24 protein-coding genes and 1 tRNA gene are annotated in these 24,422 nt (G+C 37.5%); 5 read left to right on the top strand and 20 right to left on the bottom strand.

Annotated features, from left to right (window positions below; translation table 11 throughout):
* Positions 1 to 6: 6 nt before the first annotated feature.
* A complete protein-coding gene (locus tag RV15_RS18675; protein ID WP_086346745.1) occupies positions 7 to 183 on the top strand; it encodes a hypothetical protein in 177 nt (58 codons plus the stop codon).
* A gap of 82 nt (positions 184 to 265) precedes the next feature.
* Here the strand turns inward: RV15_RS18675 and RV15_RS02250 are convergent, their stop codons facing one another.
* The 10 genes from RV15_RS02250 to RV15_RS02205 form a co-directional block, all read right to left on the bottom strand.
* A complete protein-coding gene (locus RV15_RS02250) occupies positions 266 to 1,483 on the bottom strand; it encodes a pyridoxal phosphate-dependent aminotransferase (protein WP_071876434.1) in 1,218 nt (405 codons plus the stop codon).
* A 215-nt stretch (positions 1,484 to 1,698) separates the two neighbouring features.
* The gene (locus RV15_RS02245) at positions 1,699 to 3,354 is read right to left on the bottom strand and encodes a glycoside hydrolase family 13 protein (RefSeq protein ID WP_071876433.1); all 1,656 of its coding nucleotides are present in this window, start codon (positions 3,352 to 3,354) and stop codon (positions 1,699 to 1,701) included.
* A 287-nt stretch (positions 3,355 to 3,641) separates the two neighbouring features.
* Entirely contained in the window at positions 3,642 to 4,382 is a 741-nt protein-coding gene (locus RV15_RS02240; RefSeq protein WP_071876432.1) for a glucose 1-dehydrogenase, read from the bottom strand.
* A gap of 234 nt (positions 4,383 to 4,616) precedes the next feature.
* Positions 4,617 to 4,961: a hypothetical protein gene (locus tag RV15_RS18845; RefSeq protein ID WP_071876431.1), complete on the bottom strand. Its 345-nt coding sequence runs from the start codon at positions 4,959 to 4,961 to the stop codon at positions 4,617 to 4,619.
* Positions 4,962 to 5,220: 259 nt separating this feature from the next.
* Positions 5,221 to 5,676: an ASCH domain-containing protein gene (locus RV15_RS02230; RefSeq protein ID WP_071876430.1), complete on the bottom strand. Its 456-nt coding sequence runs from the start codon at positions 5,674 to 5,676 to the stop codon at positions 5,221 to 5,223.
* A gap of 145 nt (positions 5,677 to 5,821) precedes the next feature.
* Positions 5,822 to 5,904, bottom strand: a tRNA-Leu gene (locus tag RV15_RS02225).
* A 91-nt stretch (positions 5,905 to 5,995) separates the two neighbouring features.
* Positions 5,996 to 6,721 (bottom strand): YdcF family protein, encoded by a 726-nt coding sequence (locus tag RV15_RS02220; RefSeq protein WP_071876429.1) that lies wholly within the window; start codon positions 6,719 to 6,721, stop codon positions 5,996 to 5,998.
* Positions 6,722 to 6,892: 171 nt separating this feature from the next.
* Complete coding sequence (locus RV15_RS02215) at positions 6,893 to 7,390, bottom strand: SprT family protein (protein ID WP_071876428.1); 498 nt, start codon at positions 7,388 to 7,390, stop codon at positions 6,893 to 6,895.
* 2 nt (positions 7,391 to 7,392) lie between these two features.
* Positions 7,393 to 9,585, bottom strand: coding sequence for a Tex family protein (locus RV15_RS02210; RefSeq protein ID WP_071876427.1), 2,193 nt, complete (start codon positions 9,583 to 9,585; stop codon positions 7,393 to 7,395).
* A 124-nt stretch (positions 9,586 to 9,709) separates the two neighbouring features.
* Positions 9,710 to 10,444 (bottom strand): metallophosphoesterase, encoded by a 735-nt coding sequence (locus tag RV15_RS02205; RefSeq protein ID WP_071876426.1) that lies wholly within the window; start codon positions 10,442 to 10,444, stop codon positions 9,710 to 9,712.
* A gap of 209 nt (positions 10,445 to 10,653) precedes the next feature.
* Here RV15_RS02205 and RV15_RS02200 point away from each other — a divergent pair, with 209 nt between their 5' ends.
* Genes RV15_RS02200 through RV15_RS02190 form a run of 3 tightly spaced genes read left to right on the top strand, consistent with a single transcriptional unit; the run spans position 10,654 to position 13,458 of the window.
* Complete coding sequence (locus tag RV15_RS02200; RefSeq protein ID WP_071876425.1) at positions 10,654 to 11,514, top strand: efflux RND transporter periplasmic adaptor subunit; 861 nt, start codon at positions 10,654 to 10,656, stop codon at positions 11,512 to 11,514.
* Positions 11,515 to 11,526: 12 nt separating this feature from the next.
* Positions 11,527 to 12,219, top strand: coding sequence for an ABC transporter ATP-binding protein (locus tag RV15_RS02195; protein WP_071876424.1), 693 nt, complete (start codon positions 11,527 to 11,529; stop codon positions 12,217 to 12,219).
* A 15-nt stretch (positions 12,220 to 12,234) separates the two neighbouring features.
* Complete coding sequence (locus RV15_RS02190) at positions 12,235 to 13,458, top strand: ABC transporter permease (RefSeq protein WP_071876423.1); 1,224 nt, start codon at positions 12,235 to 12,237, stop codon at positions 13,456 to 13,458.
* Positions 13,459 to 13,525: 67 nt separating this feature from the next.
* Here the strand turns inward: RV15_RS02190 and RV15_RS02185 are convergent, their stop codons facing one another.
* The 6 genes from RV15_RS02185 to RV15_RS02160 all read right to left on the bottom strand — a co-directional run bounded on the left by RV15_RS02185 (position 13,526) and on the right by RV15_RS02160 (position 18,112).
* Entirely contained in the window at positions 13,526 to 13,933 is a 408-nt protein-coding gene (locus RV15_RS02185; protein ID WP_071876422.1) for an EVE domain-containing protein, read from the bottom strand.
* Between the two features lie 21 nt (positions 13,934 to 13,954).
* The gene (locus RV15_RS02180; RefSeq protein ID WP_071876421.1) at positions 13,955 to 14,374 is read right to left on the bottom strand and encodes a pyridoxamine 5'-phosphate oxidase family protein; all 420 of its coding nucleotides are present in this window, start codon (positions 14,372 to 14,374) and stop codon (positions 13,955 to 13,957) included.
* 114 nt (positions 14,375 to 14,488) lie between these two features.
* Positions 14,489 to 14,872, bottom strand: a complete 384-nt coding sequence (locus tag RV15_RS02175) for a DUF4430 domain-containing protein (protein ID WP_071876420.1) — start codon at positions 14,870 to 14,872, stop codon at positions 14,489 to 14,491.
* 23 nt (positions 14,873 to 14,895) lie between these two features.
* Positions 14,896 to 15,585 (bottom strand): ECF transporter S component, encoded by a 690-nt coding sequence (locus tag RV15_RS02170; RefSeq protein ID WP_071876419.1) that lies wholly within the window; start codon positions 15,583 to 15,585, stop codon positions 14,896 to 14,898.
* On the bottom strand, positions 15,585 to 17,252 hold the full coding sequence (locus tag RV15_RS02165) for an ABC transporter ATP-binding protein (protein WP_071876418.1): 1,668 nt from the start codon (positions 17,250 to 17,252) through the stop codon (positions 15,585 to 15,587). The genes RV15_RS02170 and RV15_RS02165 overlap by 1 nt, the downstream gene beginning before the upstream one ends.
* Positions 17,225 to 18,112 carry an energy-coupling factor transporter transmembrane component T gene (locus RV15_RS02160; protein ID WP_071876417.1) on the bottom strand — a complete coding sequence of 296 codons (888 nt, stop codon included), beginning with the start codon at positions 18,110 to 18,112 and terminating at the stop codon, positions 17,225 to 17,227. Before RV15_RS02160 ends, RV15_RS02165 begins: the two co-directional genes overlap by 28 nt.
* A gap of 306 nt (positions 18,113 to 18,418) precedes the next feature.
* On the opposite strand from RV15_RS02160, the gene RV15_RS02155 reads away from it, so the two are divergent.
* Positions 18,419 to 19,357, top strand: a complete 939-nt coding sequence (locus RV15_RS02155; protein ID WP_071876416.1) for a helix-turn-helix transcriptional regulator — start codon at positions 18,419 to 18,421, stop codon at positions 19,355 to 19,357.
* A 54-nt stretch (positions 19,358 to 19,411) separates the two neighbouring features.
* Here RV15_RS02155 and dnaJ read toward each other — a convergent pair whose 3' ends face one another.
* The 4 genes from dnaJ to hrcA form a co-directional block, all read right to left on the bottom strand.
* Complete coding sequence (gene dnaJ / locus RV15_RS02150) at positions 19,412 to 20,578, bottom strand: molecular chaperone DnaJ (RefSeq protein ID WP_071876415.1); 1,167 nt, start codon at positions 20,576 to 20,578, stop codon at positions 19,412 to 19,414.
* A 195-nt stretch (positions 20,579 to 20,773) separates the two neighbouring features.
* Positions 20,774 to 22,603, bottom strand: coding sequence for a molecular chaperone DnaK (dnaK, locus tag RV15_RS02145; protein WP_071876414.1), 1,830 nt, complete (start codon positions 22,601 to 22,603; stop codon positions 20,774 to 20,776).
* 66 nt (positions 22,604 to 22,669) lie between these two features.
* The gene (grpE, locus tag RV15_RS02140) at positions 22,670 to 23,224 is read right to left on the bottom strand and encodes a nucleotide exchange factor GrpE (RefSeq protein WP_071876413.1); all 555 of its coding nucleotides are present in this window, start codon (positions 23,222 to 23,224) and stop codon (positions 22,670 to 22,672) included.
* 61 nt (positions 23,225 to 23,285) lie between these two features.
* Positions 23,286 to 24,323, bottom strand: coding sequence for a heat-inducible transcriptional repressor HrcA (gene hrcA, locus RV15_RS02135; RefSeq protein ID WP_071876412.1), 1,038 nt, complete (start codon positions 24,321 to 24,323; stop codon positions 23,286 to 23,288).
* Positions 24,324 to 24,422: the final 99 nt, after the last annotated feature.

Genomic DNA, 24,422 nt, shown 5'->3' with positions numbered 1-24,422 from the left:
TTATTCATGACACAGGAGAAACGAATTAGTTTTAGTTGGGACAAAAGTAGTTATAGCGGCTACGTTGAAAAAGAATATGAAAATGCTTATTTAGTAGTTGTTTCGGATCCAAGTCCGGACATGGAAGAAAAATATACAAATCGTATGGTAATTAGTAAAAAAGATTGTCAAGCCTCAGAATAATTTCTGACGCTACTTTCTTAAAATGAGAGTGACCCAAAACTTTTTCGTTTTGAGTCACTCTTTTTATTTAAAAGTGCTTTGCTTATTTTTGTTTGTAGGTACTTAAAAATTGGCGCATTTTTTCAGTGGTAAATTTCAAGTCTTCCATTTTAGGCAGATAAACGATTCTAAAATGATCCGGTTGTGTCCAATTAAAGCCGCCACCGTGGACAAGTAATATATGATGCTCATGCAAGAAATCTAAAACGAATTTTTCATCATCGTAGATATTAAAACGCGCGGTATCGATTTTAGGAAATATATAAAAAGCCGCTTTAGGCTTAACAGCTGAAAGTCCAGGAATATCATTGATTGCATTGTAAATATATTCCCGTTGCTCATAGATTCTTCCGCCTGGCAATAATAAATCATCAACACTTTGATAACCGCCTAAAGCTGTTTGGATAATTTGTTGTGATAAGACGTTTGAACATAAACGCATGGATGCCAGCATATTCAATCCTTCAATGTAGCCTTTCACATGTTTTTTGTTTCCACTAAGCACCATCCAACCGCAACGGAATCCTGCAACTCTATGTGATTTAGATAATCCGTTTAAAGTGACAACAAACAAATCTGGTGCCAGAGTGGCAATTGGAATATGGGTTAATCCGTCCATAACCAGACGATCATAGATTTCATCAGAGAAGATGATCAAATCGTTTTGTCTTGCTATTTCAACGATCTGTTCAAGAATTTCCTTTGGATACAACGCTCCTGTCGGATTATTCGGATTGATCAATACAATCGCTTTTGTATTCGTTGTTACTTTCGCTTTGATATCATCAATGTCTGGATACCATTCTGCTTGTTCATCACAAATATAATGAACAGGATTTCCACCAGCCAATGAAATTGAGGCTGTCCATAATGGATAATCCGGCATTGGTACTAAAACTTCATCACCATTATTCAATAATCCTTGCATGCACATTGAAATCAGTTCACTGACGCCATTACCAGTGTAAATATCATTGATCGTCACATTAGGAAAGCCTTTGACTTGGCAGTATTGTTCAATTGCTTTTCGAGCTGAAAAAATACCTTTTGAATCAGAATAACCTTCTGAATTACGAACATTCATGATCATATCGCGAACAACTTCATTCGGGGCATCAAAACCAAAGGGAGCGGGATTGCCAGTATTAAGTTTCAAAATACGAATGCCTTCTTCATGCATTCTGTCGGCTTCTTCTAAGACTGGGCCGCGCACGTCATAACTTACACCATCAAGCTTGCTAGATTTCTCAAAATTTCTCATACTGTATCCCTCATTTTCAAAATTTATATCTTTAAAGTTACGCCACCTAGAAAAAAAAAGCAATGAAAAGTTGGCAATTTCCGAAAAAAAACAAAAAATTCTTACTATTCTTATTTTATAGGTGCGTACCTGCTGGACTAAAACAAGAGAGCTGTGACAAACATCCGCGGGAACCGCCCACGATGACTGTTTATCACGCCCTCATACTGCCTGTATTATTTATTTTTGTACTGATAGACTCTAGCCTCATAGGGAGCAAAAATCGTGTGTTGGTGGATAACATGATTATTCAGATTACAAACTTTTAAGTCCCAGTCCTCGATCTGAACATTTTCTGGTAAATCTGCAGAAGCAAACTCTTTTGATAGGTTGATGATAATGACAAATCGTTTTTCGCCTAAACGCCGTCCATATACAAATAACTGAGGATGCTCAGGTAAGTATAGCTTATAGCTCCCATAAATCAATGCCTCATTTTCATTTCTCAATTGAATAACCGCTTTGTAGAAGTTCAACACAGAGTCTGGATCAGCTAGTTCATCTAGCACATTGATTCTCCTTTTATTAGGATTAATCACCATCCAAGGTTTCTTTCTTGAAAAACCAGCATATTCTTCTGCGGTCCACTGCATCGGTGTTCTTGAATTATCTCTAGCTGTTCGGCGAATCACATCCATCGCTTTTTCCGGGGCAAGTCCAGTATTAAGCATTTCATAGTAAAAATTTTTAGTATCCACTGCATCAATCTCAGCAATCGAGGCAAATGGCATATTGGTCATCCCAATCTCTTGTCCCTGATAGATAAAAGGAGTACCTTGCAATAAGAGAAATGTTAACGCCAAAGCCTTAGCAGATGCTTGCCAAAAAACGATCTCTTCACTACCAAAACTAGAGACTGAACGAGGCAGGTCGTGATTCTCCATATAAAGAGCATTCCAGCCTTTGCCTTCTGCTAAAGCCTCCTGCCATATAGTGATTGCCTGTTTAAATTGAACAACATCGAACCCTTCTTGCTCGCCCTTATTCCACAAAGCAATATGGTCAAACTCAAACAACATATTGAAATAGCCTTCTGTTTCTCCAACCCACTGATCTGCTTCAGCTGCACTGACACCATTGGCTTCGCCAACAGTCAAAATATCCCGCTTTTTAAAGATATCCCTCAACTCTTCCAAATGAGCCTCAATTCCTGGAACATTTTTAAATGAAGCAAACGGATCATTGATTGAGGAAGTTTCTAACGGTGCTTTTTTTATATGAGAAATAGCATCCACACGAAAACCATCGATTCCTTTATCAAGCCACCAATCGATCATTGAAAAAAGTGCCCGCTTTACCTGCGGATTTTCCCAATTTAGATCTGGCTGCTCCTTGGCAAAAACATGAAGATAATATTGATCCGTCAATTCATCGTATTCCCAAGCAGAGCCACCAAAAATAGATACCCAGTCATTGGGCGGTCCATCGATCGAACCATCTGCCCAAATATAGTAGTCTCTAAAATCGTCTTTTACAGATGACCTAGATTCAATAAACCAAGGATGCTGATTTGATGTATGATTGATCACTAAATCCATAATTATTTTAATGCCATACTCATGCGCTTCTTTCAATAGTAAATCAAATTCTTCCATCGTTCCAAACGTTGCTAAGATGTTTTGATAGTCACTGATATCGTACCCATTATCAACATTAGGCGACTCATAAATTGGCGTGATCCAGATGAAACCGATCCCTAGCTCTTTGAGATAATGAAGTTTTGAGCGGATACCATTGATATCTCCAATGCCATCGCTATTTGTATCCATGAAACTAGCTGGATAGATCTGATAACCAACTGCCTCTTTCCACCAAGCTCTCTTAATGACCATATGCCCACCCCTTAAAGTATCTTTTTTCCTATTATATAAGATACAAGCAAAAAGCGTATCTAAAACGCATGTATCCTCCTCGGCTTTAGATAAATTTAAATGGCTAAGAAAAAAAGTAACGATCATACATTAAATGATCGACCTACAAACACTTCGGTCATCTCTAGTATGACGGAAATAGCATGTAAGTCGATCACTTTCATTTTCATATTATTAGGCAAGCGCGCCAACTTTAATGGGTGTTTGATTTATCGCCATTGAATTCAATCAAATTGATAAACAAAACATTACGCTAAAATCCCCCCATCAGCAATAAATTCACTTCCTGTCGAATACGATGAATCATCAGACGCTAAAAATAAAACTAATTTTGAAATTTCCTTTGGCTCTGCCATTCGTTTCATTGGGATCGTTTGTTGGAATTGTTCAATCGCAGCTTTTTGTTCACCTGTTGCCTCTGTTACCATCGGTGTAACAACACCACCTGGATGTACTGAATTCACACGTATATTTTTATCGGCAAATTCTAAAGCAGCACACTTAGTCAAACCTCTGACTGCAAATTTGGAACTGACATAGCCATAGCCACCAATACTTCCTTCAAATCCTTCAATCGAAGAAATATTGATAATTGAGGCTGCATCACTTTTTTCCATCAATGGCACCGAGGCTTTCATTCCTAAGAAAACAGATAGCTGATTAATTTCGATGGTTTTCATAAACTCTTCCTGGCTAGTATTAATTAGACTATTAAACATACTGATCCCTGCATTATTGACCAATACATCCAAGCTTCCACTTTCCTTAGCAATTTGTTCAATCGCCGCTTGCCATTGGTCCTCATTGGTCACGTCTAAATGGATAAAGTGAGCTTTGTCTCCCAGATCATCTGCTGTCTCCTGCCCTTTGGCATCATTGATATCAGCAATATATACCGTTGCACCTTCTTTGATAAATAAAGAGGCATGTTCTTTGCCCATCCCCATTGAAGCACCAGTAATTAATGCGATTTTTCCTGCTAATCTCATACATAATTCCTCCACTCTTAAATTAGAATAAAACTAAAAACGTCATAAAACGCTTACAATCATTATAGCGCTTTATTTTGTTTTGTAAATGATCCCTACGCAAAAGAATACAAAATAAAAAGCCTTAAAAAAATGAGCTTGTTTCACTCGATTACTTCTCTATAAAAAAAGACACCTCATAAAGCTGTGTCAATTTTTGTTCGATATTTTATATTCTCATCGTTTCTCTTCAGTTCATTTTGTAGCCACTGTGTAATGTTGTTTTTTAAAGGTAGGAATCCCATTTTGGCGGCTATCATCTTGATATTGGACTAATTCAAGTTCATGAATTCCTTCTGTGACTGCACTAGGGACTTTTTGTAAACCGATTATTTCTGTAGAATCAGTTAAATCTAGTTGATCGATCAATTGTCCGTCCGCGTAGATATATGAAGTCATCTCACCGTTTATTCCTTTAGTTTCAACCTTTAGGGGAGTTGTTTTGTTATTCTTATTATACCTAATCACAACCTCAGTATTATTCGCTGAATTTCCTTGCTCACTTGAGATATTAAATGTCCCTTCTCCTAAATTAGACATAGTAGAAAATATATTATAGACACTTTCTTCAGTTACTTCGCTATTTTTTGAACTACTTTTATTTTCTGGTTCGTTAGCTGAATGACATCCAACTACAATATTGTACCTAAAACTATCGGGAAAATTTTTCTGGTTGGATTAACGATATTTTTACTCACCATAATCTCCTTTCAATTTTATGACTAAATGATCGCCATTATTTCAATATACCAATTGTTAGCCTCTATTTTTTATCTCACTTTTTTGTTAATTTAAACCATTATTCATATATAACTTTAAATGTTTCAAATACTACTAGAGACTCCCAATCAAATTTAATATCCTGTCTGCCTTTGTACGCCTCTGTAAAAAAAGTGATGTGTGCATTGCGCCAGTAGTCTAATGTTTTATCCCCTTCTCCCTCAGTTCGAGCATGATGTTCTGTGATATCTTTAAATTTTAATACTTCTACAACTGTATTTTTAATAATTGATGTCGGATTTCCACGACCATCTAAAACAACACTCATATCATCGACTTCGGGAATCTCTACATTTTCTAACTTATATAATTGATATAAGCTGGTCGTTCCACACTTCTCTCCCATAACAACAAGCCTAGCGAGTTCGCTAGCCATTGCCTCTCCTCCACCAAATGCAAACGCTTGAATATCTTTATTCGTGTATTCTGGATGTTCATTTTTAAATTTTTTTATGTAAAACTCTACTTGATTCATTCTTTTTGCTCCTTTGTTTAATAATATAATTATATCAGTAAAAGTTTGGACATTAAATAAGAGAAAATGACTCATTCTCCTGTATCAGAACTTTTATAAACAAAAAAACCTAAACCTATAGATACCAAGGTTTAGGGTTGAATTATGCGGCCAAGAAGACTCGAACTTCCACGGGGTTGCCCCCACCAGCCCCTCAAGCTGGCGCGTCTGCCATTCCGCCATGACCGCATTTCAGTGAAAAATACCACTCAATCTATCATAAAATACGCTGTTATTTTTGTCAATATTTCATTTTTTCATAGCAAGCACTCCGTCTTGTTCAGCGCTTTTGCTGATACTCATATAATTGAGATAGCTTTTCATAAGACTGCTCTACAGATTCTGGAATATTCACGGTACCAATATAATTGCTTCCATTAGGACCATAACCATTTTTATCATCTCTAAGGCGTGGAATTTCACCTAACACTAAAGAGAGAAAATACTCTTTATCCCACAATCCATTCAGTTGACTATTTTCAAATAAAACCGATTCACCAACAGCTTTAACAAAAGGGATCCTTGGTACATAATTTGTAAAAACGGTATCTGTTTCTTGCCATTCCTTTTCAAAAGTTGCTTTGATTCTTCTTTGCAATATTGGGTCTTCTAATAATAACACCTTTTTAGGCGCTAGGCCCGCTGCTTCAACTACTTTTAGTGAGAATCGTGCATTTTCACCAGAATTTGTTGACGTATTCTCAGTGATGAAGCGTTCTTTGTCCAAACCATACTTTAATTTAAAATAGTCCAGATACATGTCAGTTTCACTCTTATAATGGACATCGACGCCCATCTTTTTGAAGTTTCTTTGTAAAAATACCGTAGCGTGACCGATACCACCCACTAACATAAATTGCGATACTACACCTTGTTCGTACAAACGGATCAATTCATCAGCTAGATACGGAAGGCTGTTGCCAGCTAATATAGCTAAATCATAGGTTCCATCTATTTGCTCCTTTGCAGCTAAAAACTCGATAACTGTGTTCCAATCCTGAATCATCCTATTCCTCTTTTCTTTTACATTAATTACTTCGATCTTTAATACATGAATACGGGACAAAACTTTTTAGGTCTTGTCCCGTATTTTACTTCTGAAAATATACTTAAATCAGAAATTATTCACGCCGACTACTTTTTGCAGACTCTTTTTACAAACTCATTTCTGACCCTATTACTTACCGGGGGCACATTCCACTAACTTTCCGTGACATTTTCCGCAAACATAACGTTGTGTATTAATTCTACGTTTTCGCAAAATCAAGGTTTGGCATTTTTCGCATTGATATTGATGATACGACTGAGGCTTTTGTTCCACTAAAGGCCGAACATAGCGGCTGCCTCCTGTTTGCTTCAACAAGGATTTAAATTCCGCATCTTTATGCTGATAGCCTTTATCTTCTAGATGAAGATGATAGTGACACAGCTCATGTTTAATTACATTGATTAATTCTTTTTCACCATATAACTCAGATACTTTGGGATTAAAATCAATATTATGAGAACCTAAATGGTAGCGTCCTCCAGTTGTTTTTAGGCGCCGATTGAAGAATGCTTTGTGTCGAAATCTCTTTGCAAAAAAAGTCAGTGAAATGTCTTCCACCATTGTTTGTAGCTGGTCATCCGTTAATTCTTGCTTTATTGGTTTTCCTTCTTTAGAAAAAGGACTCAAGACTATTCTTTCCTTTCAGCTTGCGGCAGCATCGTTAAACTGATGCGCCCTTTCTTCGTATCAACATCTTCCACCCAAACGGTCACAACGTCTCCTACTGCTACGATATCAGTAGGATGTTTCACAAATTTTGAGCTGAGTTTTGAAATATGCACTAAACCATCTTGCTTGACACCGATATCAACGAATGCACCGAAATCAATCACGTTACGGACTGTTCCTTGTAGCTCCATCCCAGATTTTAAGTCTTCCATTGATAACACATCTTTTCTTAAAAGAGGTGCAGGCATTTCATCACGCATATCTCTACCTGGTTGAACTAACGCTGCGATAATATCTTTTAACGTTTCACTTCCAACTGCCAAATCTGTTTCTAATTGTGTCAATGCTAGTCCTTTAATCCGTTGCGCCGCATCTGGTGTGCCCAGTTCTGCTAATTTTACATTGGCTTGTTCTAAAATGGCTTTGGCAACATCATAACTTTCTGGATGGATACCTGTATTATCCAAAATATTTTTTCCATTTGGAATTCGTAAGAAACCAATGGCTTGTTCATACGCTTTTGGTCCTAAGCGAGGAACTTTTTTCACTTGATTTCTAGCAGTGAAGGCACCATTTTCATCGCGGTAGGCCATTAAATTTTGAGCTGTTGTTTTATTTAAACCTGAAATATGTTGTAACAGTTGCGGGCTGGCTGTATTCACATTAACACCGACTTGGTTAACAGCGGTTTCTACAACAAAGTCCAATTGTTCTGCTAAACGTTTTTGTGAAACATCATGTTGGTATTGTCCCACACCGACTGCTTTCGGATCGATTTTTACCAATTCAGCTAAAGGATCTTGCAAACGGCGTGCAATGCTGACTGCACTTCTTTCTTCTACTTGCAAGTCTGGAAATTCAGTTCTAGCTACATCACTGGCAGAATAAACAGAGGCTCCTGCTTCATTAACAATTACATAAAAAACATCTCTTTTGATTTGTTTTAATTGTTCCGCCACAAATAATTCTGATTCACGGCTAGCTGTTCCATTACCAATTGCCACCATTTCAACCTGATGCTCTTCAATCAACTTGTTAAACGCAGGTCCTGCGGCCGCTCTTTTTTCCCCAGAAGCAGGTTTATGCGGATAAATCACTTGGATCGCTAAGACTTTTCCGGTTGCGTCGACGATTGCCAATTTACACCCCGTACGGTAAGCCGGGTCAAAACCTAACACAACTTTGCCTTTCAATGGCGGCTGTAATAACAAATTACGAAGGTTTTCACCAAAAATGTTAATTGCTTGTTCGTCTGCTTTTTCAGTGAGTTCGTTGCGGATCTCCCGCTCGATTGCAGGACCAATAAATCGTTTGTAGCTGTCCAAATAAGCTGTTTCAACATAGCTAGCGGTTGATGACTGCTTGTTGTTGCCGATCAATTGACGGTCTAAATATGCAGCAATTTTATCTTCTTCAACTAGCAGTGTCACTTTTAGGATATCTTCTTTTTCTCCACGATTTGTCGCTAACACTCTATGGGAGACCATTTTGCTCAGAGGTTCTGAAAAATCATAGTACATTTCATACACTGATTTTTCATCTTTTTCCTTGTCTTTGACCGTGCTGACATATTGCCCATGTTTAAAGGTAAAATCACGAATCCACGTTCGGAACTTAGGTTCATCACTCACTCGTTCAGCGATGATTTCATGTGCTCCAAGTAAAGCTGTTTCAGCAGAATCAACTTCTTTTTCCACATCTACGAATGTTTCAGCTTCTGCCATAACATCTGCTTGGGCTGGGAAACTCAACAGCCATTCTGCCAAAGGTTCTAGCCCTTTTTCTTTGGCGATCGTCGCTTTAGTTCGGCGTTTTTGTTTATAAGGGCGATACAAATCTTCTACTTGCTGCATTTTTGTCGCTTTTTGAATAGACTTGGCTAGCGCTTCTGTCAGTTTGCCCTGTTCTTCGATTAAGCGTAAGACTTCTTCTTTACGTTTTTCCAAATTACCTAAGTAAGTATACCGTTCTTCGATTTCACGGATTTGAACTTCGTCTAAGCTACCAGTCATTTCTTTACGGTAGCGAGCAATAAAAGGAACAGTGTTGCCTTCACTCAATAAAGTCAGCACTGTCGTTAGTTGTTTTGAACGATATTCTGTCAATTCTTTCTGAAGTAAATCAACTACGTCTTGGTTATAAGTTTCTGCCATATTTACATACCTCTTTTCATTAACATACTGTTTCATTCTAGCATATTTTCCACTTGAAATATAGAAAGAGGACAAAGCTTAAAAAAGAGTTTAGCGATCCTTTCAAAAATAAAAGACAGCTTTCCTAAAAATCTGGTTGCCAGGGTCCTTTTAAATTTTGATATTCAATATCCTGGACGATCCCCTTGGAATCAAAAATCACCCCGTGAACAGAACCGCCAAAAACGGCACCGCCATCGATCCCAATTTTATGATCCGAACACCATAAATCAGTCGTTTCCATGTCACCATGAAGCATCGGCGTAATCGTATGACCGAAGACAATCGTTTTCCCCGTCTTATTCTGCCCTGTATGAAAGGCCTCTCTAATCCAGATAAAATCATGAGGACTGGTTTCGTGCCAATCCTTTTGAGTTAAGTCGACACCCGCATGGACAAAGATATAGTTGTTCCATTCAAAATATAATGGACGTTTCATTAAAAATTCAATCAACTCTTTATAACGACTACGGATCATCATTGCGATTTCTGTAGGAGAATATTCTTCTGTCGCTCCCTTATGGAGTAAACTTTCCATAGTTTCTTTACCGCCATTACGCACATAGCTAGTAAACCAATCTTCTGGACTGTTTAAAAACTGCAAAAAATACTCTTCATGATTTCCTCTTAGGTAAATTCCATCATATTTCTCGACTAATTTTTTTCCAAGCAAAAAGCTCTCTTTGGTTTTAGGTCCACGATCATTTAGATCACCAATCAATACCAATTGATGCATCGTCGGATCATAGTATTGAATCAACTCTTTAAACAATTCATATTCTCCATGGATATCACTGATTGCATAGACAAATTTTTTCATTGAACCAAACCCTCCTAAACATTCTTTTCCTTTATTATAACGCAAGAAACAAAATAGAATTCAAATGACTAATCAAAAAGAACCCAAACTTCCGTTTATTTAGTAATCATTTAAAAATTGAAATAAATCTTAGACTTTTCATGAAAAAGAGAGTAAACTTACATAAATGACACTATGTCATAAAAATAAGTAGAAAAGAGCTGAAATCTATGAAAAAGAAAACTATTTTCGGGATTCTTGCCGTGTTAGTGATTGCGATTGTTATTTTCTTATTTGTTCGAGGGAATTCAAGAACATCCGAGGCTGTCACTGTTCGAACAGGTGAAGTCAAAAAAGAAACGATCGTCGAAAAACTTTCGACAACCGGTACTTTGATTCCAAATCAAACCCAATCGCTTATGGGTACTGGAAATGTGGTTGATGTGTCCGTTAAGATTGGCGACAAGGTAACAAAAGATAAAGTTTTAGCAACGTACGATAATGGTTTACAATTAGTGGCTGGTTTCGATGCTACAGTGACTCAAGTCAATATCAAAGCCAAGCAAGCCGACACAAATGCTCAACAAGGAAAACCATCGATTCAATTAGATGATCTTTCCACCTTGAAAGTCCAACTAGAATTATCTAATTCTGAAGCATCTGCCGTTAAAGTTGATCAACAAGCTGAAATTACAAGTGGTAATCAAACCTTCCTTGGAAAAGTAGCTGAAAAAGATCCAGTCGCACAAAGTACTCAATCAACAACTGGCACAACAGCAAGTTTAGCCGCAATCGTAACCTTTGATCACGCACCAGAAAATCTTTTTGCTGGTTTTGATGTCGATGTTGAGATCAAAACAAATACTGTTGAAAATGTTCTGGCCTTACCAATTGAAGCGCTAACCTATAACGATAAAAATGAACCGATTGTTTATGTTGTCAACAAGGGGATTGCCAAAGAAACAAAAATTGCAATTGGCATTCAGTCAGATAAATTGATTGAAGTAAAAAGTGGCTTAAGTGAAAATGCGACAGTGATTCTTTCTCCAAGCTCTGATATAAAAAACAACGTTGCAGTAACCAAAGAATAGAAGGTGAAATAATTGATCGATTTAAAAGATGTCGTAAAAATCTATCGGACTGGCGGTGAAGCATTAGCAGCCTTAAAGCATGTTTCTCTTCATATCGCAGAAGGAGAATTCACTTCAATTATGGGCCCAAGTGGATCAGGAAAGTCAACCATGATGAACATCCTTGGTTTATTGGATCGTTTTGATGAAGGAACCTATCATTTGAATGGACAAGATGTATCCAATTTAACAAGTAATGAAAGTGCACATGTTCGCAACAAAGAAATCGGCTTTGTCTTCCAATCCTTCAATTTGATGCCGCGCATGTCTCTTTTAGATAATGTCGCCCTTCCCATGGTTTACTCTGGTATTTCGGCAAAAGAACGAAAAGAACGCGCTTTAGAAGCATTAAGAAAAGTTGGTTTAGCCGATCGAGTATCACATAGACCCAATGCCATCTCAGGCGGGCAAAAACAACGCGTAGCAATTGCCCGGGCGATCGTCAATGATCCAGCAGTTTTAATGGCTGATGAACCTACAGGAAATTTAGACTCAAAAACAACACTGGAAATCATGAAAATCTTTCAGGATCTAAACGACGCTGGGACAACCGTAGTCATGGTCACTCATGAACCAGATGTAGCACAATACACAAAACGAATCGTGTCTTTTCGAGATGGTGAAATCATTGATGATCAGCCTGTGCTTGAGCGAAAAACACTATAGAAAGGAGCCGTTCCTATGGGAATTATTGAAAGTTTCAAAATGGCGATCGATAGTATTTTAGCAAATAAAATGCGCTCGTTTTTGACTATGCTGGGGATTATCATCGGGATTGCAGCGGTTATTGCGATTTTAGCTGTTGGCAATGGCGCAACGAGTCAGATCACTGGCACCTTCAGCGATTTGGGTGCTTCTACGATTTCTGTTTCCACTAATCGCGATGCCACAGAGAGTCAAAAAATCACGAGTAAAGATATCAAGGCGTTAAAAGATGGAATTCCACAAATCGATCATGTTTCTCCTGCCGTATCAATTCAAGCAGTCGGGGCAGAAAATGACAAATCAAAAGCCACCTTGATCATGGCTGGGACTCCTGACTTACAATATACGAATCAAACAATGGATAAAGAGATTATCTATGGTCGTTATTTCAATACCACTGAATATTCAGAAGGCAGTAAAGTCGCTGTGATCAGTGCTGATACCGCCCGCTATTTTTTCAATGGACGAGAAAATGTAGTTGGCGAAAAAATCAACTTACGTGGGCAAAAAGGACAAATTAGCCCCCGAATCATTGGTGTAACCAAAAGTACTGTAGAAAAAATGGTCGGCTCATTTGATGAAGAAGAAATGATGGGGTATATTTCAATCCCTCTAACAACAGCTAATAACTTAAATCCTGACGCAACTAAAATCACTAGTTTGACGGTTATTGCTAAATCAAAAGATGATATCGATGCGGTGTCGAAACAAATCGTAAACATTCTTTCAGTCCGTCACAATGCAGTCGGTGACAAAGTCTATACTGCAACCAACTTTTTACAAGCACTTGATCAAGTCAATAATGTTTTAGGGTTATTTATTAACTTTATTGCAGCTGTTGCAGCAATCGCCTTACTTGTAGGTGGCATCGGTGTAATGAATATCATGCTCGTTTCAGTAACCGAGCGAACAAGAGAAATTGGAACTAGAAAAGCCTTAGGTGCAACCGACAGTAATATTCTATTCCAATTTTTAACGGAATCAGTGATTTTATGTTTGATTGGCGGATTGATCGGTCTGACGTTAGGCGCAATCTTGGCCGTTACAGTTGCCAGTGCTTTAGATATCACGGCACAGTTTACGTTGACATCCATTGTAGCCGTCTTAGTCTTTTCAAGTGCTATCGGGATTTTCTTTGGTGTTTATCCAGCCAGAAAAGCTGCGAAACTTGATCCAATTGAAGCATTACGCTACGAGTAATTATTCGAAATGGAAGATTAAAAAATCAGGACGAGAAGAATGCTTTTCTGTCCTGATTTTTTATTTATTACGCTCTTTTCATTCCAGAAACGATAAAATCAAATAGCTCTTCCGGAATTTGAAAATGGCCAAATCTCAATCGTGATCGATATTCCTGCCATAGTCGAAACTGAGCAACTGCTTGTAATGGCACTGGTTGAATCTTTTTTAAGAAGTCAATATTTTTTCTAAAGGGAACAAAGCCTGGAGCCATTTCAAACGAATACGTTTCCCCAGGTAACACTTGTCCCAGTGCAATAAACTCCTGACACGGTTCTTTGATTTTCAAACTCTGCTTCGGTGCATAGTAAATCAACCAATCGCCTGCTTTCATTTTATTCAACGGTGCTGATTTACCATGACATAATTGGCAGAAGCCTCCTGCTACACCTAGCGCTACGTGATCTTTAGAAGCAACCCCGATCCAATAATTCATATTATTCTCTCCCTTCCAGTCTTACAATACAATGGTTTCTCTACTATCCATTCCTAAAATCACAATTGCTTTGGTAAAATGAATTTCGTATAATTCTAGCATTTTACCTGCCTGTTTGATGTTTTCTTCATAGCTAGGGATTTTTTGAATCCATTGTTGGGCTACATCATAAACAGTCAGCTCACTCTTTGTTACTTGTGCCTCATGCACCCGGACATGATTTGTTTGTTCACTTGGAATCGTTGTAAAGGCGACATTGGGATTTTTTTGGAACTCAGCGATTTTTTCATTTCCTTGAAAAGTCGAGAAAAATAAACATTTTTTCGTTTCATCATAAAAGAAATTGACGATTCGGACATTGGGTATTCCCTCAACACTTGTTGCTAAGGCGATTTCTGTTTGTTCATTCATTATTTTTTTAAACGCTTCTGCTGTTGTCATAAATTTTTTGCTCCTTTATTTTTCACTTATCTGACTGACAAGTTCATTCTAACAAACAAACCCTGACAACTGATTGTCAGGGTTTGTTAAATGTTTTTCAGAAGCTGATTTATTCTATAATTTATTCAATGTCCAAGTAACTGTATCACCATCTTTTAGAAAATATTCAACGGCTCCTACATCGGGTTGTTTCCCATTAACATCGTACATCCAGTATTTACTAGATTTTTCATCTTGCACACGACCATCAATTCCACTAATAAAATCTTTCGACATTTCTACTTTATAATTTGTTTCCATAACCGTTTGAAGTGACTCGTCTTTTTTAATGTTCAATTCTTTTTTATCAAACTCTTTGCCATCTTCTTTCAAGACGATCGTAATACTAAGTGCGTTTTCACTTGCTTTCGTTGTATCTTTTTTATCCGTTGCTTGACCACAAGCACCAAGTATGAAGATCATCATCATGATCATCGCTGCATTTATAATTTTTTTCATTTTTAGTTCCACCTTTATTTTAATTATTTTATATCATATTTGACTAAAATTCGTTGAAGCTTTGTTTGTATGGTTCGAAACAGGAAGCATGAGAAAAAGGCATTTGAAAAACAATAAGACATTGTATAGGGTACAGCACTTAATAATAATGCTAGATATCTTTGCCAAGAAAAAGACCGATCAATTGAAAAGACCGTCCATAGATCCATAAAAAAGGAAAAGAAAAAACCGGCTAATATCCCATAGAGTGCTAAAAACCAATAACTTTTTTTAAGCCTTTTCTGCAACCAAGGCAATCCAGCTACCAGACCAATCATGCCCCAAGAAAACATTTGAAAAGGTGTCCACGGGCCTTGTCCAAATAATATATTTGATGTAACAGCTGATAGCGACCCGACTAAAAACCCAACTTCAGCCCCTAAGCAAATGCCTGAAATTATGATGATTGCTGTCATTGGAGTGATGGCTGGAATCATATAAAACAAAAATCTACCTAACACAGCAACAGCCGTTAATACCGCAATCAAAACTAGCTCTTTTATATTAATCTGTTTTCTTTCATAACGATAATAAATTGGAAAACAAGCGGCAATCACTAACAGCATAGATATTATCTGGTATTGACTCGCTTGAAGCAGCACCGCTCCGACAATAAACAAAAAGAGGATGCACAATGATTTGATCAATACGCGATTAACAGCTCTATTATTCATCATACTACTCCTTTTACAGCTTGACAGGCTTCAATTACTTGCTCTGTCGTAACTAAAGCATGAAAATTATCTCGCGATATGCGACTGGCTGCTGTTGTATAAAATGTATGATGACTAAAAAAAATTTTTGGTTTGGCTGTAGTCAATACCTTATTTTGGAAAAATAACCCGCAACGATCAGATAATTCTGCAGCAAAATCCAGATCATGGGTCACTACTAAGATTGTTTTGCCTTGTTTAGATAATTCTTTTACTATTTTGATCAACTGCTTTTTCCCATAATTATCGACACCTTTAGTCGGTTCATCTAATAATAAAATGTTAAAATCAGTCAAAAGTAATTTCCCTAATGCAGCTCTTTGACATTCACCACCGCTTAGATCAAGAGGGTGCTGCTGCATAACCTCATTTAGATCAAGCAAGGTTACGACACTTTTTATCCGTTCCATTTGCTTTGTTTCATTCATTTTTTTGCTCTCTAAATAGTGCTTGTAATCCTCTAAGACTGAATCTTTAATAAACAACATCTGAGGTTCTTGTGGTAAATAACCGATTGTTTCTTTATTTTTTTTGATTGATTGATTTAAAATCGAAATTTTGCCACGGTAACAGTCATAGATGCCAGCAATTGTTTTCAATAATGTTGTTTTTCCCGTTCCATTCCCTCCAACTAAAGAAAAGATTTCTCCTTCATAAACTTCAAAATCAACACCCGCTAAAATATCCCGACTATTCTTTTCATAGCGAAACCAGCAGTTTTTTAACTGGATACTTATTGTCGTTTTCTTTTTGATAGGTGACGTCTGTTGCTCCTGTAAAACCATGTCTGCTGAAAAATGCCGAGCCAAAAAACGTTTGCCTTCAATTACTGTGACCGGACACTCATCCTTTAGCCCACTTCCAAGGAAAATTTGTACCGCACTGGGCAAACTGACTATAAAGCGGCCGAGATCACTTCTATTCTTCTTGATTTCAGTTGAAATGGCTCTTGGGGCATCTTCAAAAATCAGCTGTCCATGGTCCAAAATTATCAGCTTATCAACTAATGCAAAAACTGATTCCACACTGTGTTCTACTAATAAAATGGTTACCCCCATTTCTCTATTTAGTCGCACTAATATATCGACAAAGTTTTGAGAGGCAATCGGATCAAGCTGAGTTGTGGGTTCGTCTAAAATCAAGATATCTGGTTTCATTACCAAAACAGAAGCTAAATTCAACAACTGCTTTTGTCCCCCAGATAATTCACTGGTTTTAAATTCCAGTAGTTCTTGAATACCAAGAAAATTAGCCATTTCAGCAATTCGACTCTTAATTTCAGCTGTAGGGATTCCTATATTTTCTAAACCAAAAGCTAATTCGGGCCAAACGCCATCTGTCACAATTTGATTTTCAGGATTTTGCATGACATAGCCGATTTTACTAGCTGAAAAATGTTCTGGAAGGGCGGTTATCTCTTCATTATTTAAGTAAATAGAGCCTGTTTGTTTGCCGGCTGGCGTCAATTGAGGCTTAAGTAGTTTTAATAAGGTTGATTTTCCACTCCCAGTTGCACCAGAAATCAAAACAAACTCACCTTTTTCGATAGATAATGATACCTCTTTCAAAACAGGTCTGTCACTTCCAGCATATTGAAAAGTTAAATTTTTGATTTCAAGATACGCCATACCATTACCTCCTTTAATCGTTTTAATAACGGTATAAATGCTAAAACGCCTATAAAAATATAATACGGCCGGTTTTGTTGGATTAGTCGATAACTATTATTGAGATATGGATAGAAATTGAATTGATAGTGACCATTCATCAATCCTAAAATAAAAAAACTACCAGAGAAGATGATTAGTATCAACCAGAGCGTATCCGTTTTTCTCCAGCTATAACTTAAATGACTGCTTCTAGTCCCAATACCGTAGCCACGGGCTTTCATTGAATCTGCCGTATCCATGGCATTTTCCAATGACCAAGAAAATAAATTTCCAAATAAATCAAACCCATAGGCTGCACGTTCCTTAAAATTTTTGTTTTGTGTTCGTTGAACTGTTTTTTGCGTTTGATTCAGCTCTTGAAAAAAATGCTCAAGCAATGGTATGAACCGAAAAACCAATGTTAAAATCAAGACAGACTTAGGAAATCGTTTCCCAAAAAGATAAAAAAATTGCTCCGATTCAACGGATAGCTGAAAATTTTGAAACAAATAGATAACCGTAGCAATCATGATCCCCATAAAAAAACCATATACAAAGGCTTCCATGGTAATCGGTTTATTAAATAAAAAAAATAGAATCGTTGCTCCTCGATGGACAAATAAAGGGTTTGTTATCGTAATAATCAGACAAAAAATCAAAGGATATAGCACTGATTTCTTCGATTTCCCTTTCAAATTAAGCAACAGCAATAACAAACTTCCAACAAAAGAAGAACTAATGATCACTGGATTCGTTGAACTCATTACTAGCAATAGCATCACTAGATAATAGCAGGAAATAACTAGCGGATGGTTTTGCCTAAAAAGAGACTTATTCATATTAGACTTCCTTTCTCAACTAGTTTTTAGACATAAAATAACGCCTAGCATCGTTGGATAATCTTGCGCAGAACAGACTAAAATCTTTGTAAAACATTATCAAAAAAACTCGAATATTCAACTCGTCTCTTTAAACAACAGTAACATTATATAAATCCAAATTACTAAAGTCAATCGTTCATAAGTATCAGCTGCTCGACTAACAATCTGATTAACTCAAAAAAAATTATCTTTTTTCACAAAATGACCTAATTTTTGGTTATAATAAGGTAGCTGACTCATTATGTAAACTAAAGAAGGTGCCACATGAAAACAGAACGACTACTAGCGATCACGATGATATTATTAGAAAAGAAACAAGTAAGTGCTTCTAAACTAGCGGAAATGCTAGAAGTGTCCGTACGAACCATATACAGAGATATTAATTCTCTTAGTGAAGCTGGTATTCCAGTAACCTCTTCTCCTGGTGTAAATGGCGGTATCCAAATCATGGAGAATTATAAAGTGGACAAACAGTTCTTCACGTCAACCGATATTACATCACTGTTGATTGCATTGGAAAGCTTATCGAATAATGTTTCACCCCTTCGAATAAACCAAACTTTTGAAAAAATAAAAACACTCGTTCCAGCTAATTTTCTCGATGAAGTCGAATTTAAAACAAACCAAATCGCAATCGATTTAACACCTTGGACGAGCAATCACACCTTGCAGCCATCTTTAGAAATCGTTAAATCCGGCATGGATCAAGCGCGTTTACTACGGTTTAATTATGAAGATAATCAAGGCAGAAAAACGGCCAGAATCGTTGAACCTTATCGACTTGTTCTAAAAGAAATAAGCTGGTATCTACAAGCCTTTTGTACAGAAAAAGCCGATTTCCGTACATTTAAAATTTCTAGAATGATCGATCTAGAGCTCTTGCCGACACCCTTTGCTTCTAGAGACTTTCATCCTAAACCTTTAGGAAAAGAACCGTTTTACGGGAAAGACTTTACGCTTACTACGCTGAAAGTAACACATAAAATCAAAGATCAACTAGTAGATAAATTTGGGCAATTAACCATTTCTCCTTCAGACGAACCTGAAAAATGGATCGTTGAGTTCCCATTTATGGAAGATGAATTTGGCTATAACTTACTCTTGGGTTTTGGAAATCAATGTGAATGCCTTACTCCACCACACGTTAGAACTGAATTAAAACGACGTATCGAAACTGTATTAGAGCTCTATCAAAACTCCTAATACAAAAAAGCTTCTCAACATGACTTAAATAGTACATGCTGAGAAGCTTTCTATTTATTTCTTTTTCTTACCGCCAAAAGCATCCTTCATCTTATCAAAGAAGCCTTCTTCTTGCTGTTCACTTACAGTTTGACCGCCAGCTTTAGCAAATGTGCGTAATGCTTCTTTTTGTTCATCATTCAAGTTTTTCGGTGTAATGATTTTAACTTTCACGTGCTGATCGCCATTGGCTCCGCCACGTAAGCGTGGTGCGCCTTTGCCGCGTAAACGGAAATTGGTTTCTGTTTGTGTACCTGCTGGGATTTTTAATTTTACATCCCCGTGCACAGTTGGTACTTTGATTTCGTCACCAAGAGCTGCTTGAACAAAACTCAATGGTAAATCATAATAAATCTCTGAACCTTCGCGATCAAAGATATCACTTTCTTCGACACTAAACACAACATATAAATCACCATATGGTCCGCCGTTCATACCAGCTTCCCCTTGGTTTGATAAACGCATTTGTTGTCCGTCTTCTACTCCAGCGGGAACATTGACTTTGACTTTATGCGCTTTCTTCTCATGTCCTGTACCGTGACAAGTTGGACATGGTTCTTTGATTTCTTTCCCTGTACCATGACAAACATCACAGGTTTGACGACTCATTACACGACCAAGTGGTGTTTGACGTTCCACATTGATCGAACCAGAGCCATGACATTTGTGGCAAGTTTCTGGATGAGTACCAGGTTTTGCTCCATTACCGCCACAAGTTTCACAGTTATCTTCACGATTGTACTTGATTTCTTTTTCAACACCAAAAATCGCTTCTTCAAACTTCAGATTGACCGTATACTGTAAATCAGCCCCTTGTCTTGGAGCCGTCGGATCGACACTACGTGAGCCGCCACCAAAGAATGAATCGAAAATATCTTCAAAGCCGCCAAAACCGCTGCTTGAAAATCCGCCGCCGCCAAAGCCACCGAAACCACCAGCACCGCCGCCGTAGTTTGGATCAGTACCTGCATGACCATATTGATCATAAGCTGCTTTTTTCTGTGGATCGCTCAAGACTTCATAGGCTTCAGATACTTCTTTGAATTTGTCTTCTGCATCTGCTTCTTTATTGATATCTGGGTGATATTGCTTAGAAAGCTTACGGTAAGCTTTTTTTATTTCATCATCTGAAGCACCTTTGGCAAGGCCCAGCACTTCATAATAATCTCTTTTCGTAGCCATTAGTTCCCCTCCAACTATTATTCCATTTATTCTTAAAAAGGATCGACGCTAACTTATTTGTATAAAAACATCGTTGTAATCATACCACATATTAGCTAAAAGAAAAACCGCTTCACTTAATTTTTCCTGCAAATAAAGATAGGCAAAGACCAAAGCGATGACTTTGGTCTTTGCCAGCTTGTTAATGATCAAGGATTATTTGTCGTCGCCTTCTACTTCTTCAAAGTCAGCATCTACAACATCATCAGCTCCACCTTGTGCAGCTTCTGGATTTTCTTCTGCCTGTTGTTGCGCTGCTTGTTCATAAAGTTTTACAGTTAAGTTTTGAACGATTTCGTTTAATGAATCACGTTTTTCTTTCATTTGTTCGATATCGTTGGCTTCAACAGCTGCTTTTAACTCATCACGAGCATCTTCGGCTTTTTTCACTTCATCTGCGTCAACTTTGCCTTCTAATTCTTTCAATGTTTTATCAACAGTGAATAATAAAGCATCTACATCATTACGTAAGTCAACTTCTTCTTTACGTGCTTTATCTGCTTCAGCATTAGATTCAGCATCTTTCACCATACGTTCGATTTCGTCATCTGACAAACCTGATGAAGATTTGATTGTGATTGTTTGCTCTTTTTGTGTTCCTAAATCTTTCGCACGTACGTTTACGATACCATTTTTATCAATATCAAAACTTACTTCGATTTGAGGCACACCACGAGGAGCAGCTGGAATATCTGTTAATTGGAAACGACCTAATGTTTTGTTATCTGCTGACATTGGACGTTCACCTTGTAATACGTGAATATCTACGGCTGGTTGATTATCAGCGGCAGTTGAGAAGACTTGTGATTTACTTGTTGGGATCGTTGTATTACGATCGATCAATTTAGTAAATACGCCACCCATTGTTTCGATACCTAATGATAATGGTGTTACGTCTAATAATACAACATCTTTAACATCACCTGTGATAACGCCACCTTGAATGGCAGCACCCATTGCTACTACTTCATCCGGGTTAACAGATTTGTTTGGTTCTTTGTTTGTTTCTTTACGGACAGCTTCTACAACAGCTGGAATACGTGTAGATCCACCGACTAAGATTACTTCATCGATTTCAGATGGGTTCAAACCAGCATCTTTCAAAGCTTGACGTACAGGTGTTTTTGTACGTTCTACTAAATCGCTAGTTAATTCATCAAATTTCGCACGAGTTAAGTTCATTTCTAAGTGCAATGGACCAGCGTCTCCTGCTGTGATAAACGGTAAGCTGATTTGTGTTGAAGTCACACCAGATAAATCTTTTTTCGCTTTTTCAGCCGCATCTTTCAAACGTTGAACAGCCATTTTGTCTTTAGATAGATCAACACCGTTTTCTTTTTTGAATTCCGCTACCATGTAGTCGATGATTTTGTTATCAAAGTCATCTCCACCTAGTTCGTTATCGCCGGCAGTTGATAATACATCGAATACACCATCACCTAATTCAAGGATCGATACGTCAAATGTACCACCACCAAGGTCAAATACTAATACTTTTTCGTCTTTATCTGTTTTATCTAAACCATAAGCTAATGCTGCAGCCGTTGGTTCGTTAACAATACGTTCAACTTCCAAACCAGCGATTTTACCAGCGTCTTTTGTTGCTTGACGTTGTGCATCGTTGAAGTAAGCTGGAACAGTGATTACTGCTTTATCAACTTTTTCACCTAGATATTCTTCTGCAAAGCCTTTTAAGTATTGTAAAATCATCGCAGAAATTTCTTGTGGTGTATATGATTTGCCGTCTGCTTCTACTTTGAAGCCTGCTTCGCCCATATGACGTTTGATTGACGCAATTGTGTGCGGGTTTGTTACTGCTTGACGTTTTGCAACTTCACCAACTTGGATTTCTCCATTTTTAAATGAAACAACTGAAGGGGTTGTACGGTTACCTTCTGGATTCGCAATGATTTTTGCTTCTCCGCCTTCTAATACTGCAACTGCTGAGTTTGTTGTTCCTAAGTCAATACCAATAATTTTACTCATAATTAATGATCTCCTATCTTCTATTTTAATTTTTTTCAATTTATATTATGCAAACATTCCTTGCTGTTACTGTGCAACAACAACCATGCTTGCTCGTAAAACGCGGTCATGTAATTTGTAGCCTTTTTGTAATACTTCAACGATCGTATCCGCAGGTGTTTCGTCACTTGCAGGAATCGTTTGAACTGCCTGGTGTAAATTAGGATCAAATACTTCGCCCATTGTTGGGATTTCTTCGATGCCTTCTTCTTTCAGTGCAGCTTGTAAACTTTCAAGAACCATTGAGATCCCTTTTTTCAAGCTCGTTCCTTGTTCATCATCGACTTCGATTGCCATCGCTCGTTCTAAATTGTCGATCGAAGGTAATAATTTTTTACCTAAGTCTTGTGAACGATAACGAACCAGTAACTCACGCTCATTCTTGAAACGGTTACTCATATTTGCAATCTCTGCACGAGCTCTTAAAAACTTATCTTCCATTTCGGAAAAATCAGCTTTAGCATTTTCAAGCTCTGTCATTTCTGTTTCTGAAACGCCTGACGCATCAATTGCCTCTGACAATTCTTCTTGTTCTTCTGTCTGTTGATCCTGTAATTCTTCATTCTCATCTGTTTTGCTCACTCTTGCAACTTCCCTTCTCTATTTCGTAGAATCGTTAAATTTCTATATTTAAACTTTTTACTTATTCATCAAGAAAGCGATAATAAGCGCCAAGTTTTGAAGCTAACTCATGGCGAAATACATCTACTAAACCGAACATTTTTGAATAAGGCATACTTGTTGGTCCTAGTAAAGCAATCGTTCCTTTGCCATGTCCTGTTACCTCATAGGTTGCAGTAATCATGCTCATATTGTCTAATAGTTCATTACCTATCTCAGAGCCGATCCGAATCGCAATCGGTGAATCAGCTTCTGCCGTTAACAGATGTGTAATGGCATCTGTATTTTGCATAAATGAATACACTGATTTTAATTGATCGATGTCTTGTTTCACACCAAAATCCAGCACATTCATACGGCCGCTGACGAACAATTTCTCTTCAAATGCATGACCTAGCATGGCATCGAATAGACTCATCATACCGTCTGGTGTTTGGAAATAACGATGTAAAATCATCGGAATCTCAGTTCTCAAGCGATGATAAACAGTCAATAAAGGCTGCCCTACAAGCTTGTCATTAATGATTTGCGTCATTTTTTCTAAATCTTGACTGGAAACGGAAGCTGGAATTGCAAACACTTGGCTTTCTACATTTCCTTTGTCTGTCACAATAACCGCTATGATTTGTCGGTCATTTAAAGGCACGATTCGAAAACCTGTTAGTCGCCGTTCTTTCACCTCAGGACCTAATGAAAAAGCAGTGTAGCTGGTCAAATTAGAAAGAATTTTCGCTGATTGTTCAATGATGTCGTTGATTTCATGAAACTCTTTGCCAAAGGAATGGCGAATTATTTCTAAATCATCTCGCTCAACTTCAGCCGGACTTAGTAAATGATCCACATAATAGCGATAACCATCCATTGAAGGAATTCTGCCGGAAGACGAGTGTGTCTTCAACAGTAAGCCATGCTCTTCCAAGGCCTTCATATCGTTTCTAATTGTTGCTGAACTAGACTGGATACCTTCTTCCATCAGCTTCTTTGACCCTACAGGATTGCCTGTATTCGTGTATTCTTGGATGATAAGTCGCAAAATATTCTTTTGTCTTTCCGTTATCATAGTTACCACCCTTCATTAGCACTCATGATATTCAAGTGCTAATACAATTATTAATATAGCAAGTTCAGTTAAAATTGTCAAGAGAAAAACACACTTTTT

The sequence above is a fragment of the Enterococcus silesiacus genome (assembly GCF_001886225.1).
GTDB lineage: Bacteria > Bacillota > Bacilli > Lactobacillales > Enterococcaceae > Enterococcus_L > Enterococcus_L silesiacus.
This window is presented reverse-complemented; position numbering and strand designations above follow the sequence as displayed.

Excerpts from the sequence above, each read along its gene's own strand:
- RV15_RS02175 (WP_071876420.1), bottom strand. The coding sequence starts at position 14,872 with ATGAAAAAAATTATAAATGCAGCGATGATCATGATGATGATCTTCATA.
- RV15_RS18845 (WP_071876431.1), bottom strand. The coding sequence starts at position 4,961 with ATGTCTAATTTAGGAGAAGGGACATTTAATATCTCAAGTGAGCAAGGA.
- RV15_RS02230 (WP_071876430.1), bottom strand. The coding sequence starts at position 5,676 with ATGAATCAAGTAGAGTTTTACATAAAAAAATTTAAAAATGAACATCCA.
- hrcA (WP_071876412.1), bottom strand. The coding sequence starts at position 24,323 with ATGATAACGGAAAGACAAAAGAATATTTTGCGACTTATCATCCAAGAA.
- RV15_RS02220 (WP_071876429.1), bottom strand. The coding sequence starts at position 6,721 with ATGATTCAGGATTGGAACACAGTTATCGAGTTTTTAGCTGCAAAGGAG.
- RV15_RS02210 (WP_071876427.1), bottom strand. The coding sequence starts at position 9,585 with ATGGCAGAAACTTATAACCAAGACGTAGTTGATTTACTTCAGAAAGAA.
- RV15_RS02200 (WP_071876425.1), top strand. The coding sequence starts at position 10,654 with ATGAAAAAGAAAACTATTTTCGGGATTCTTGCCGTGTTAGTGATTGCG.
- RV15_RS18675 (WP_086346745.1), top strand. The coding sequence starts at position 7 with ATGACACAGGAGAAACGAATTAGTTTTAGTTGGGACAAAAGTAGTTAT.
- RV15_RS02160 (WP_071876417.1), bottom strand. The coding sequence starts at position 18,112 with ATGAATAAGTCTCTTTTTAGGCAAAACCATCCGCTAGTTATTTCCTGC.
- RV15_RS02250 (WP_071876434.1), bottom strand. The coding sequence starts at position 1,483 with ATGAGAAATTTTGAGAAATCTAGCAAGCTTGATGGTGTAAGTTATGAC.
- RV15_RS02180 (WP_071876421.1), bottom strand. The coding sequence starts at position 14,374 with ATGACAACAGCAGAAGCGTTTAAAAAAATAATGAATGAACAAACAGAA.
- dnaJ (WP_071876415.1), bottom strand. The coding sequence starts at position 20,578 with ATGGCTACGAAAAGAGATTATTATGAAGTGCTGGGCCTTGCCAAAGGT.
- RV15_RS02170 (WP_071876419.1), bottom strand. The coding sequence starts at position 15,585 with ATGAATAATAGAGCTGTTAATCGCGTATTGATCAAATCATTGTGCATC.
- dnaK (WP_071876414.1), bottom strand. The coding sequence starts at position 22,603 with ATGAGTAAAATTATTGGTATTGACTTAGGAACAACAAACTCAGCAGTT.
- RV15_RS02185 (WP_071876422.1), bottom strand. The coding sequence starts at position 13,933 with ATGAATTATTGGATCGGGGTTGCTTCTAAAGATCACGTAGCGCTAGGT.
- RV15_RS02155 (WP_071876416.1), top strand. The coding sequence starts at position 18,419 with ATGAAAACAGAACGACTACTAGCGATCACGATGATATTATTAGAAAAG.
- RV15_RS02205 (WP_071876426.1), bottom strand. The coding sequence starts at position 10,444 with ATGAAAAAATTTGTCTATGCAATCAGTGATATCCATGGAGAATATGAA.
- RV15_RS02190 (WP_071876423.1), top strand. The coding sequence starts at position 12,235 with ATGGGAATTATTGAAAGTTTCAAAATGGCGATCGATAGTATTTTAGCA.
- RV15_RS02245 (WP_071876433.1), bottom strand. The coding sequence starts at position 3,354 with ATGGTCATTAAGAGAGCTTGGTGGAAAGAGGCAGTTGGTTATCAGATC.
- RV15_RS02165 (WP_071876418.1), bottom strand. The coding sequence starts at position 17,252 with ATGGCGTATCTTGAAATCAAAAATTTAACTTTTCAATATGCTGGAAGT.
- RV15_RS02240 (WP_071876432.1), bottom strand. The coding sequence starts at position 4,382 with ATGAGATTAGCAGGAAAAATCGCATTAATTACTGGTGCTTCAATGGGG.